Source organism: Pseudomonas sp. NBRC 111132 (assembly GCF_001320565.1).
Taxonomy (GTDB): Bacteria; Pseudomonadota; Gammaproteobacteria; order Pseudomonadales; family Pseudomonadaceae; genus Aquipseudomonas; species Aquipseudomonas putida_P.
In genome coordinates, this window is sequence record NZ_BCBI01000003.1 from 136045 (window position 1) to 148534 (window position 12490).

Sequence of the window (12490 nt, forward strand, 5' to 3'; positions counted from 1 at the left end):
ATTTTTCGGTGGCTGCACCGCCTCTTCGCGATGTTCAGCCACTCACTTCCTGGCCGCCTCCCACGACTTCAACAGTTCGTTGTAGCTGACCGTCTCGCCTTTGGGCTTTTCGTTGGCCAGCTTGGGCTTCGGTGCACCCGGCTGGTCGAACCAGTACTGTGCGTCCTTCTCTGGGTTCAGCTTCGGTGCACAGGTCGCCTGGGCATTGGAGCGTTGCAAGCGTTCCATCATGCGATCCTGGTCGCGGGCCAGGCCATCCAGCGCCTCCTGCGGGGTCTTCTCGCCACTGGCCACTTCGGCAATATGGCTCCACCACAACTGCGCCAAGCGCGGATAGTCCGGCACGTTGGTGCCGGTTGGCGTCCACTGCACCCGCGCCGGGCTGCGATAGAACTCGACCAGCCCACCGAGCTTGGGCGCCAGCTCGGTCATGGCCTGGGAGTTGATGTCCGACTCACGAATCGGCGTCAGGCCGACGATGGTCTTTTTCAGCGACACGGTCTTGGAGGTGACGAATTGGGCATACAACCATGCCGCCAGCCGTTGCTTCTCGGGGGTGGACTTGAAGAACGTCCACGAGCCGGTGTCCTGGTAGCCCAGTTTCATCCCCTCCTCCCAATACGGCCCCTTCGGCGAGGGCGCCATGCGCCACTTCGGTGTGCCGTCGGCATTCACCACCGGCAAGCCGGGCTTGGTCATGTCGGCGGTGAACGCGGTGTACCAGAAGATCTGCTGGGCGATGTTGCCCTGCGCCGGCACCGGGCCGGCTTCGGAGAAGGTCATGCCCTGGGCTTCCTTGGGCGCGTAGGCGCGCATCCAGTCCACATACTTCTGCGTGGCATAGACGGCGGCCGGTCCATTGGTGTCGCCGCCACGGGTCACGCTGGAGCCCACCGGGTGGCAGTCCTCCACACGAATGCCCCATTCATCCACCGGCAAACCGTTGGGAAGCCCCTTGTCGCCGCCGCCGGCCATGGAGAACCACGCATCGGTAAAGCGCCAGCCCAGCGATGGGTCTTTCTTGCCGTAGTCCATATGGCCATAGACGCGCTTGCCGTCGATCTCCTTGACGTCTTCGGTGAAGAACTTGGCAATGTCCTCGTAGGCCGACCAGTTCACCGGCACACCCAGCTCGTAGCCGTACTTCTCCTTGAACTTGGCTTTCAGCTCAGGCCGTTCGAACCAGTCGGCACGGAACCAGTACAGGTTGGCGAACTGCTGATCGGGCAACTGATAGACCTTGCCATCAGGCGCGGTGGTGAACGAAATACCGATGAAGTCCTTCAGGTCGAGGGTCGGCGAGGTGTAGTCCTTGCCCTCGTTAGCCATCAGGTCGGTGATCGATTCGACCTTGCCGTAGCGAAAGTGCGTACCGATCAGGTCGGAGTCATTGACCCAGCCGTCGTAGATGTTCTTGTCCGACTGCATCTGTGTCTGCAGCTTTTCCACCACGTCGCCTTCCTGCAGCAGGTCGTGGGTCAGCTGGATGCCGGTGATCTCGCTGAAAGCCTTGGCCAGCACCTTGGACTCGTATTCATGGGTGGTGATGGTTTCCGACACCACATTGATCTTCATCCCACGGAACGGCTCGGCGGCCTTGATAAACCACTGCAGTTCAGCCAACTGCTGCTCTGGGGTAAGGGTCGAAGGCTTGAACTCGCTGCCGATCCATTTTTTGGCCGCATCTTCGTACTGGTCGGCCCAGGCTGAGCCTTGCACGCTGGCCAGTACCAGCAATGCGGCCAGGGTCAAATGTCGCCTGTTGTGCTTGTTATCGAACATTGTGATCTCCCGTTTCAGTTATCCCACAGGGCCGCTCGCTCAGCCCCAGCGCAGTACCACCACCAGCCACGCCAGCGACAGCAGCGAGGCCACCCACAATGGCCAGTCGCTGACGCCGACCACCAGCAGGTGCAGGTAGGCGCTGGCCAGCAGGCCGATGAACAAGCGGTCACCACGGCTGGTGACCAGCGGCAAGAAGCCCCGTCGCTCCACGCACGGGCGACGCAGTTCAAGCAGGGTCATGCTCAGCAGCAGCAAGCCTATGGCGACGAAAAACAGCGCCGTCGGCAAGGTCCAGGCCATCCACTCCATGCGTCGCCCTCCTCACACCCGGCCCAGGGCAAAGCCCTTGGCCACATGGTTGCGCACGAACCAGATCACCAGCATGCCCGGCAAGATGGTCAGTACCCCCGCCGCCGCCAGCACGCCCCAGTCGATACCTGATGCCGACACGGTGCGGGTCATCACTGCGGCAATCGGTTTGGCATTCACCGACGTCAGGGTGCGCGCCAACAGCAGTTCGACCCAGGAGAACATGAAGCAGAAAAACGCCGTGACGCCGATACCGGAGCCAATCAGCGGAATGAAAATCTTCACGAAAAAGCGCGCAAAGCTGTAGCCGTCGATGTAGGCCGTTTCGTCGATCTCCTTCGGCACCCCCGACATGAACCCCTCCAGAATCCACACCGCCAGCGGTACGTTGAACAGGCAATGGGCCAGGGCCACGGCGATATGGGTATCGAACAGGCCAATTGACGAGTACAGCTGGAAGAACGGCAGCAGGAACACCGCAGGTGGCGCCATGCGGTTGGTCAGCAGCCAGAAGAACAGGTGCCGGTCGCCAAGGAAGCGGTAGCGCGAGAAGGCATAGGCCGCCGGCAACGCCACCAGCAAGGAAATCAGTGTGTTCAGGCACACGTAGTACAGCGAGTTGATGTAGCCGCTGTACCAGCTGGCATCGGTGAAGATCACCCGGTAGTTGTCGAGGGTGAACGCCTGCGGCCACAGGGTCAGGCCACCCAGGATCTCGGTGTTGCTCTTGAACGACATGTTCAGCAGCCAGTAGATCGGCACCAGCAGAAAGAAGAAGTACAGCAGCAGGGCCAGCGATTTGCGCGTGCTCATGGCCTAGTCCTTGTCGGCATGGGTCATGGCTGTGTAGAACAGCCACGACACCAGCAGGATGATCAGGAAGTACACCAGCGAGAACGCCGCTGCCGGGCCCAGGTCGAACTGCCCCACGGCCATGCGTGTGAGGGTCTGGCTGAGGAACGTGGTCGCGTTGCCAGGCCCACCACCGGTCAGCACGAATGGCTCGGTGTAGATCATGAAGCTGTCCATGAAGCGCAGCATCACCGCGATCAGCAGCACGTTCTTCAGCTTGGGCAGTTGGATATGGCGGAACACGGCCCAGCCCGAGGCACGGTCGATGCGCGCGGCCTGGTAGTACACGTCGGGGATGGCACGCAGCCCCGAATAGCACAGCAACGCCACCAACGAGGTCCAGTGCCACACATCCATCACCAGCACGGTGAGCCAGGCGTCGAACGGGTCGCCGGCGTAGTTGTAGCTGACCCCAAGCTTGGCCAGGGTGGCGCCGAGCAGGCCGATGTCGGCACGGCCGAAAATCTGCCAGATAGTGCCAACCACGTTCCACGGAATCAGCAACGGAATAGCCATGATGATCAGGCACACCGAGGCCATACGGCCTTTGGTTGGCATGGTCAGGGCAATGCCGATACCCAGCGGGATCTCGATCAGCAGCACGCAGGCGGAGTAGATGAACTGGCGCAGCAACGCATCGTGCAGCGCCGGGTCGCGCAGCACCTGGCGGTACCAGTCGGCGCCGACGAAGTAGCGGTTGGACTGGTCGAAGATGTCCTGCACCGAATAGTTGACCACCGTCATCATCGGCACCACCGCACTGAATGCCACCAGCAGAAACACCGGCAGCACCAGCCACCACGCCTTGTTGTTCGGCACCTTGTTGATCATGGCCCGGCCTCCAGCAGCACATCGTCGACGTACAGCATCAGCCACTGCGCGGGCAGGCTGACCCAGGCCAGCTCCACGGGCAACGGGCGATCCTCGCTCAGCCGCGCCTTGAGCGCGACACCGCCCAGTTCGAGGGTGACGATGCGGTAGGTACCCAGGTCTTCGACATCCAGCACCCGCGCCGGGTGGGCATCATCGAACGGGCCGTCCCACAGCTGCACGAACTCCGGGCGAATACCCACTTGCAATCGCCCACTCGCCATCGCCGCCAGGCGCTCGCGCAGGCCATCGGGCAGCGCCAGGCGGACATCACCGAACACCACTGCATCTGTCTCGGCGCGCACGTCAATCAGGTTCATCCCGGGGCTGCCGATGAAGTAGCCGACAAACGTATGTCGCGGTCGCTCGAACAGCTCGCGCGGGGTGCCGAACTGGACGATGCGCCCGCCGTGCATCACTGCGATCTTGTCGGCGAAGGTAGAGGCCTCCAGCTGGTCATGGGTGACGTAGATCATGGTGATGTTGAACTGCTCATGGATCTGCTTCAGCTTGCGCCGCAGCTTCCATTTCAGGTGCGGGTCGATCACCGTCAGCGGCTCGTCGAACAGGATTGCCGATACGTCATCGCGCACCAGGCCACGCCCCATCGAGACCTTCTGCTTTTCGTCGGCACTGAGGTTGCGTGCCTTCTTGCGCAGCACGCCAGCCAGGTCGAGCACCTCGGCAATTTCTTCCACCCGGGCACGCACACGCGCTTCGTCCAGCCCCTGGTTGCGCAGGGGAAAAGCCAGGTTGTCGAACACCGTCATGGTGTCGTACACCACCGGAAACTGGAACACCTGAGCGATGTTGCGCGCCTGCGGTGACAACTGGTTGACCGGTTTGCCGTCGAACAGCACCTCGCCATGGGACGGCGTCAGCAGCCCGGAAATGATATTGAGCAACGTCGACTTGCCGCAGCCCGATGGCCCGAGCAAGGCATAAGCACCGCCCTGCTCCCACACATGTTCCAGCGCGTGCAGGGCATAGTCTGCCTCGCTGGCGGGCTGGCGACTGTAACTGTGCGCCAGTTGGCGCAGGCGAATTTCGGCCATTACCCTCTCCTTGCCTGGCGCAGCCCCGGGGCCTGCACCAACACCCCGGCGCTGTCGAAGACGAACAGCTTGTGCGTGGGGATGAACACCCGGATCGGCGTATCCACCTGGTATTCGTGCACCCCAGGCAGGTGCAGGACCATGCGCCAGAATTCGTTGCGCACATGCAGAAAGGTTTCTGAACCACTGATCTCTGCCAGTTCCACCAGCACCGCCAATTCCAGGTCATCGTCATGGGCCGGCACCAGGGTGATATGGCTGGGGCGCACGCCAAAGCGGTAGTCGCCCTCGGCCAACGGCTGCAAATCGGCATTGCGGGCAAAGTGCACGGCCTGGGCCAGGCTCACCTCGTTGCCACTGATACGGCCGGGCACCAGGTTGATCGGCGGCTCGGAAAACAACTCGGCAGCCAGCACGCTGCACGGGCGCTGATACACCTCGGCGGTGGGCCCGCTTTGCACGATGCGGCCTTCGTGCACCAGGGTAGTGGTGCCGCCCAGCGCCAGCGCCTCGTTGGGCTCGGTGGTAGCGTACACAGCAATGCAATGGCGGGCCGCGAACAGCTCACGCAGCTCTTGGCGCAGGCCCTCGCGCAACTTGTAGTCGAGGTTGACCAATGGCTCGTCGAACAGGATCAACGAGGCGTCCTTGACCAACGCCCTGGCCATCGCCGTGCGCTGCTGCTGGCCACCGGAAAGCTCAAGCGGCAGGCGCTGCAGGTAGGTTTCGATGCGCAGCATCTCGGCGGTTTCCTGCACCCGGCGGCGGATCTGGTCCTCGGCCATGCGCGCCTGGCGCAGCGGCGAGGCGATGTTCTCGTACACGCTCAAGGTAGGGTAATTGATGAACTGCTGATACACCATCGACACATTGCGCTGGCGCACCGGCACGCCGGTGACGTCCTGGCCGTCCATCAGCACCCGCCCCCGGTCCGGGCGGTCGAGCCCGGCCATCAGGCGCATCAAGCTGGTCTTGCCCGCCAGGGTACGGCCCAACAGCACGTTGAACGAACCGGGCTCGAAACGCAGTGAGGCATCGACGACCCAGGGCTGGTTGTCGACACTGCGGCTGACCTGCTCCAGCACCAGGGACATGGCGTGGCCTTTTTGTGAGGGTTGTCCGCCGAGCACAGCCAGTTTCGTGCCAGTCATTCCCCGGTGCTCTGGTCCGGGGCCTGGATGGCAGAACGGGCAAATCGCGGGTTCACAAGTGAACACAATCACTGAACAACTGAACACTTGCCGGTTTGACAATGAACAGCGGTGAACAACACTGAACAGCGGTCCGCCCATAACAACAACCACTTAGGACAGGCCCATGGCCGCATCCGCGTCGACCCACACCCAACTGATCCAGGCGTCCTGGGCCCGCTGCCGCGATCACGGCCTGCAACCACAGCACGCACCGGACTTCGACTGCCTGACCCGTACCGAGCTAAGCGCCCTGCTGGAGCGGCGCCAGGCGCTGCTACGCCTGACCCGCGAGGAAGTGCTGCCGCAATACGCGCACCTGCTGGGCAATGCCAGCTACCTGGTGATGCTGGCCGATGCCGGTGGCTGCCTGCTCGACAGCTGGGGCTCGCGACGCTTCATCGAACCGCACCAACAGCACGGCTTCAGCGCAGGCGCCCATTGGCACGAGCGTGGCGTGGGCACCAATGCCCTGGGCACCGCACTGATTTGCGCCGAGGCGATTCACGTCGGCCAGGACGAGCACTTCCTGCGGCAGAACCGCTACATGTCCAGCGCCGCCGCCCCCCTGTTCGACGCCGCACGACAACTGGTCGGGGTGCTCGACGTAGCGAGCGACGGCTACTTGCCGGCCAGCCAGACGCTTGGCTTGGTGCGCATGATGGGCCAAAGCCTGGAAAACCGCCTGATCCTCGCCGAACATGCCGACCAGCATGCACAGCTGATCTTCAACAGCGCCTCTGACAACCTCGACAGCCCCTGGGCCGGCCTGCTGGTATTCGATGAGCGCGGGCAGGTCATGGCTGCCAATCACCGGGCCGACAGCCTGCTCGGCGGCAACCCGCTGCAACAGAACATCGAGCAACTGTTCCAGTTGCCCCTGCAGCAGCTGCTCAGCCATCCCCAGCAACAGCCCTTCGCCCTGCAGGCCACGGGGCGCAACCGCTTCCATTGCCAGTGGCACCCTGCGCGCGAAGCCACACGCCGCCGCGAGGCTGGCAGTGGCGAGGCGCGCCTGGATAAAGCGTTGCAACAGGCCGGCCTGTTGCTGGAAAAGGACATCCCGGTGTTGGTGCAGGGTGAAACCGGCGTAGGCAAGGAAGTGTTCGTCGAAACCTTGCACCGGGCCAGCAGCCGCGCCAATCAGCCGCTGATTGCCGTCAACTGTGCGGCGATCCCAGCCGAACTGGTGGAGTCGGAACTGTTTGGCTACGACAAAGGCGCGTTCACCGGCGCCCACCACAAGGGCAACCTGGGGCTGATCCGAAAAGCCGACCACGGCATCCTGTTTCTCGACGAAATAGGCGACATGCCACTGCCCACTCAAGCCCGCCTGCTGCGTGTGCTGCAGTCACGCACTATCCAGCCACTGGGTAGCGGCGAGCCGGTAGCGGTAGATATCCGCGTGGTGTCGGCGAGCAACCGCGACCTGGCCGAAGAAGTGCGCGCCGGGCGCTTTCGCCAGGACCTGTACTACCGCATCGCCGGGCTGGCCGTGGTATTGCCTGCGCTGCGCGAGCGCAGTGACCGGCGTCAGTTGATTGAGCAGCTACATGCCCGCTACCGCGACCCCGGGCAACCTGCGCGGCTGCCCCCGGCCATTATCGACCTGCTCGATCAACACCCATGGCCAGGCAACCTGCGCGAGCTGGTGAGTGTGCTGCAGGTGGCACTGGCGCTGGCGGGCAACGGACCGGTCGGCATCGAGCACCTGCCTGCGGGCTTTCTGGCCGAGTCGCAGCTACCGGTACGGGTGACGACCGAAGAGACGGACCTGCAGACCCTGGTCGAGCAAGCCAATGGCAACCTGTCGGCGGTGGCGCGGGGGCTGGGTATCAGCCGCACTACGCTGTACAAGCGTTTGCGGGCGCACTGAATCCATTGGCAGGTTTAGGCTCCCCACAGCCGTTTCGGCTGTCAGTGTCTCCAAATCAGCCGCAGCCGCTGCCGCCAGGGCCCATTACAGCCAGCTTTACCTCCCTGCACACCGCACAATGAACCCAGTGCCCACTCTGGAAGCGTCGCCGCAGGGAGACCCCTCATGACCCGCTTTATCGATGTGCAAGACCTGGCCCGCCTGGTCAACCGCAAAGGCCTGCCTACCTGCCTGCTGGAAATGGCCGAATACATCCGCCAGGACTACCTGCGCTGGCCCGCCTTCGAGAAATGCGCCCGGGTTGCCAACCATTGCGCGGACGGGGTGATCGAGCTGATGCCGGTTGCCGATGCCAGTCGCTACGCCTTCAAGTACGTCAACGGCCACCCGAAGAACACCCGCCACGGCCTGCCCACGGTGATGGCCTTCGGCGCACTGGCCAGCATCGATACCGGCGCACCGTTGCTGCTCAGCGAGATGACCCTGACCACGGCCATTCGCACGGCGGCCACCTCGGCCCTGGCCGCCCGCTACCTGGCGCGAGAGGACAGCCGCAGCATGGCGCTGATCGGCAATGGCTCGCAAAGCGAGTTTCAGGCCATCGCCTTCAATACCCTGCTGGGCATTGACGAAATACGCCTGTTCGACATCGACCCCGCCGCCTCGGCCAAGCTGGTCGCCAACCTGGCCAACCGCCCCGGCCTCAAGCTGACCATCGCACGCTCCGTGGCCGATGCGGTGCGCGGTGCCGATATCGTCACCACGGTGACCGCCGACAAAGCCTACGCCACCATCCTCACCCCCGAGATGATCGAGCCGGGCATGCACCTGAACGCCGTGGGCGGTGACTGCCCAGGCAAGACCGAACTGCACCGGGCAATAGTCGAGCGGGCTCGGGTGATTGTCGAGTACGAGCCGCAAAGCCGGGTTGAAGGCGAGATTCAGCAGATGCCGGCGGATTCGCCGGTGACCGAGTTCTGGCGGGTGGTGGCGGGTGAGGCCAAGGGCCGCGAGCACGCCGAGCAGGTGACGCTGTTCGACTCGGTCGGGTTTGCCTTGGAGGATTTTTCGGCGCTGCGTTATGTGCTGGATACGGCGCAGGCGCTGGGTATCGGCAAGGACATCGGGCTGGTGCCGGTGCTGGAGGATCCGAAGGATCTGTATGCGCTTTTACAGCCGCGCAAGGTTGAGTTGCGAGCGGTGCCCAAGGCTGATTCCGTATGCGCCTGACAGACCTGGGGGCTGCTGTGCAGCAGCGCCCTTTACCGCCTAACCTGTCCATGCCCACTTCTGAAAGAAGCCCACGCGCATGGACACCAATGCCCACCCCCTCGACCGCATCGACGAAGCGATCATCGACATCCTGCGCCACGACGGTCGTATCACGTTCGAAAAACTCTCCACCCTCGTCCACCTCACCCCGCGCCCCTGCCTGGAGCGCGTGCGCAAGCTGGAGCGACGTGGCGTGATTCGTGGCTATGGGGCAATCATCGACCAGCACAAGGTGGCGCCCGGGGTGTCACTGCTGGTGCTGGCGGCCCTGTCCAACCAAAGCGGGCGCGCGGCACAGAAGGCCTTCGAAGCCACCTTGCACAACTGCCCGGAGGTGCATGAATGCCAGCTGATCAGTGGCCACTTCGACTACAGCCTGCGCCTGCACTGCCGCGACATGGAACACTACCGACTGCTCAGCGAACGCTGGATGAACGACGACACCTTGCACATCGACAAGCTGGTGGCGCACCCCGTGCTGGCCGAGGTCAAGACCATGGCCCGCTAATGGGCGTTCACGTGGCCCGCCATTGCTCCGGCTGCCGGTAGGCCTGTGCCCAGGCTTGCACCTCATTGACCGGCATCGGCCGAGCAATGCAGTAACCCTGCGCCAGCTCACAGCCCAGGCCCATCAGCACCCGGCCGTGCTCGACACTCTCCAGCCCCTCGGCAATCACCTCGCGGCCAAACGCCCGGGCCAGGCCGATCACCGCCGCCGTCAGCGCCAGGTCATCCTGGTCGTGAAGGATGTCACGCACGAACGACTGGTCGATCTTGATCGTCTGGGTCGGCAAGCGTTTCAGGTAACTCAACGACGAATAACCGGTGCCGAAATCGTCCAGCGAGAAACGCACGCCCAGTGCACGGCAGGCGTCCAGGCAGCGGCTGACGTGCTGCAGGTTGTCGATGGCAACCGACTCGACGATTTCCAGGTCCAGCCGCGCCGGGTCCACCTCCGGGTACGCTGCCAGTAGCTGCTGCAGGCGCTCGGCGAAGTCATTGCGCTGCAAATGCCGTGCGGCGATATTCACACTCAACGACCAGGGCTGCCCTTGGCGCTGCCAGGCCTGCAGCTGGCTCAGCGCCTGGCCGACCACCCACTCGCCGATTTCGACGATCAGGTCGGTCTGCTCTACCCAAGGCAGGAAGTCGCCGGGCGGCACCACGCCACGGCCTGGCCGTTGCCAGCGCAACAACCCTTCGAAGCCCAGCACCTGGCCGCTGCGCAGGTTGACCTTGGGTTGGTAGTAAAGGCACAGCTCACTGTTGTGCAGTGCCCGGCGCACGCGCGCTACAGTCTGGTGAGTGGCCTTGAGCTCCTGCTCCTGCGACACGTCGAACAGGTGATAGCGGTTGCGCCCGCGCTGCTTGGCCACATACATGGCCTGGTCGGCGTGGCGCACCAAGGTGTCGGCATCTTCGTCATCCTGCGGGTACAGGGTCACGCCGATACTGGCGCTGAGCGAAAGCCTGTGTTCACGCACCACACAGGGCGCCGCCAATGCCCGCAACACCCGCCGCAGAGCTGCATGCAACTGCTGCTCATCATCGACATCGCGCAGGATCAGCACGAATTCGTCGCCCGAAAGCCGGGCCACGGCATCGCCACCACGCAGGATGCTCTTCAAGCGCTGCGCCACTTCCACCAGCAGCAAGTCGCCCACGGCATGCCCATAGCCGTCATTGACCGCCTTGAACCCATCCAGGTCGAGCATGCACACCGCCAGCGGAATGTCCTCGCGGCGCGAGTAGGCCAGGGCCTGATTCAGCAGGTCGGACAGGTAGGCGCGGTTGGGCAGGCCGGTGAGCACATCGTGGCCTACCCGCCACTGCAGGGTATGCAGCAGCTGGCGTTTCTCGGTGACGTCAAAGCGGATCGACACATACTTGCGCACCTGGCCGGTCAGCGGGTCGATCAATGGCACCATGGTGCTGTCGACCCAATACAGCGAACCGTCCTTGGCCCGGTTGCAGATCTCGCCCTTCCATACCCGCCCGGCAGCCAGGGCACGCCACATGCCAACGAAGAACGCCGGTTCGTGCAGGCCCGAGTTGAGGATGCGGTGGTTGGCGCCCAGCAGCTCCTCACGGCTGTAGCCCGAGATGCTGCAGAACTGCTGGTTGACGTAAGTGATGTTCCCACGCAGGTCGGTTTCGGAAAAGATCGCGGCCGCGTCCACGGCCGCGCGATAGTTGTCATCCATAAAGCATCCTGCCTTAGCGGTTGAAGCGCTCCACCAGGGCGCGCAATCCGGCGCACACCTGTTCCAGTTCGGCGCCGCGCGAGGCGGCGGCGTTGGCGCTGTGGGCGCTGTGCTGGGCAATACCGGCTACGCCGTTGATCTGCCGCGAAACGTCTTCGGCCACCGCCGACTGCTGCTGCGAGGCGGTGGCCATCTGTTGGCTCATGTCACTGATGCGCTGCACCGCGTCACGAATGCCGTGCAGCGCCTGCCGGGCTTCCTGTACCTGGGCAACGCCCTGCTCGGCGCCATCGATGCCTTGGCTGGCGATCGCCACGGCCTCCTCGGCGCCACTGCGCAGGGCATCGATGATCGCCTGAATGTGCAGGGTCGACTGGCGAGTCTTGTCGGCCAATGCCCGCACCTCATCGGCGACCACGGCAAAACCGCGGCCCTGCTCGCCTGCACGCGCCGCCTCGATGGCGGCGTTGAGGGCCAGCAGGTTGGTCTGCTCAGCAATGCCGCGAATCATCCCAGCAGCCTCGGCGATGGCACCGGTCTGACCAGCGAGGTGGCTGACCGCCTGGTTGATCTGCGTCACGGTGCTGGCCAGGGTCCGAATGGCCGCGCCGCTGGCATCGGCCACCTGGCTACCCTGCTCGGCCAGCAGGTGTGCGGTGTGTGCCTCGGCGGCGGTCAACTGGACGTGATTGGCCACTTCGCCGATAGAGGCGGCCATCTGATTCATTGCCGTGGCGCTCAGGTCAGTTTCGGCACGCTGCTTGAGCAAGGCCGCCTCGGTGCTGCGCGACAACTGCCCGGCATCGTGGGCGGCTACCGCCATTTGCCCGGCCAGGTCACTTAGCCGCGTCAATGCGGTTTTCAGGCGTGCCTCTTCGCTGATCAGCATCAGTTGCAACTGCCCGGCGGCACCCGGCAGGTCGCTGTAGGTCAAGGCGGCGACCGGGTCGGCAAACGTGCCTTGCGCGCCCTGCACAACCTGCTGAAGCTGTCGCCCAAGGGCGTTGCGCACCCACAAGCCATAGGCCACGAACAGCCCCACCGTCAGCCCCTGCCCCACCAGGCCAGGCCACAGCT

At 63.9% G+C, this 12490-nt stretch carries 11 protein-coding genes; 3 read left to right on the plus strand and 8 right to left on the minus strand.

The features are described 5' to 3' along the window. Positions 1 to 42: 42 nt before the first annotated feature. Genes APH35_RS02700 through APH35_RS02725 form a run of 6 tightly spaced genes read right to left on the minus strand, consistent with a single transcriptional unit; the run spans position 43 to position 5965 of the window. The gene (locus tag APH35_RS02700) at positions 43 to 1782 is read right to left on the minus strand and encodes an ABC transporter substrate-binding protein (RefSeq protein WP_012271558.1); all 1740 of its coding nucleotides are present in this window, start codon (positions 1780 to 1782) and stop codon (positions 43 to 45) included. 39 nt (positions 1783 to 1821) lie between these two features. Further along, positions 1822 to 2094, minus strand: coding sequence for a DUF2160 domain-containing protein (locus tag APH35_RS02705; protein WP_060514158.1), 273 nt, complete (start codon positions 2092 to 2094; stop codon positions 1822 to 1824). Positions 2095 to 2106: 12 nt separating this feature from the next. Further along, positions 2107 to 2907, minus strand: a complete 801-nt coding sequence (locus APH35_RS02710) for a carbohydrate ABC transporter permease (protein ID WP_012271556.1) — start codon at positions 2905 to 2907, stop codon at positions 2107 to 2109. Between the two features lie 3 nt (positions 2908 to 2910). After that, positions 2911 to 3774, minus strand: a complete 864-nt coding sequence (locus APH35_RS02715; protein WP_041166682.1) for a carbohydrate ABC transporter permease — start codon at positions 3772 to 3774, stop codon at positions 2911 to 2913. Beyond that, on the minus strand, positions 3774 to 4871 hold the full coding sequence (locus APH35_RS02720; RefSeq protein WP_060514159.1) for an ABC transporter ATP-binding protein: 1098 nt from the start codon (positions 4869 to 4871) through the stop codon (positions 3774 to 3776). Before APH35_RS02720 ends, APH35_RS02715 begins: the two co-directional genes overlap by 1 nt. Then, positions 4871 to 5965, minus strand: coding sequence for an ABC transporter ATP-binding protein (locus APH35_RS02725; RefSeq protein ID WP_060514160.1), 1095 nt, complete (start codon positions 5963 to 5965; stop codon positions 4871 to 4873). Before APH35_RS02725 ends, APH35_RS02720 begins: the two co-directional genes overlap by 1 nt. Before the next feature lie 223 nt (positions 5966 to 6188). On the opposite strand from APH35_RS02725, the gene APH35_RS02730 reads away from it, so the two are divergent. From APH35_RS02730 to APH35_RS02740, 3 genes are all read left to right on the plus strand, one after another. Beyond that, positions 6189 to 7937, plus strand: coding sequence for a sigma-54-dependent Fis family transcriptional regulator (locus tag APH35_RS02730; RefSeq protein ID WP_060493066.1), 1749 nt, complete (start codon positions 6189 to 6191; stop codon positions 7935 to 7937). 165 nt (positions 7938 to 8102) lie between these two features. After that, entirely contained in the window at positions 8103 to 9167 is a 1065-nt protein-coding gene (locus APH35_RS02735; RefSeq protein WP_012271551.1) for an ornithine cyclodeaminase, read from the plus strand. Positions 9168 to 9246: 79 nt separating this feature from the next. After that, entirely contained in the window at positions 9247 to 9717 is a 471-nt protein-coding gene (locus tag APH35_RS02740; protein WP_060493067.1) for an Lrp/AsnC family transcriptional regulator, read from the plus strand. A 7-nt stretch (positions 9718 to 9724) separates the two neighbouring features. Here the strand turns inward: APH35_RS02740 and APH35_RS02745 are convergent, their stop codons facing one another. Then, positions 9725 to 11413, minus strand: a complete 1689-nt coding sequence (locus APH35_RS02745; RefSeq protein WP_060493068.1) for a putative bifunctional diguanylate cyclase/phosphodiesterase — start codon at positions 11411 to 11413, stop codon at positions 9725 to 9727. A gap of 13 nt (positions 11414 to 11426) precedes the next feature. Further along, positions 11427 to 12302, minus strand: coding sequence for a methyl-accepting chemotaxis protein (locus APH35_RS29640; protein WP_370739333.1), 876 nt, complete (start codon positions 12300 to 12302; stop codon positions 11427 to 11429). Positions 12303 to 12490: the final 188 nt, after the last annotated feature.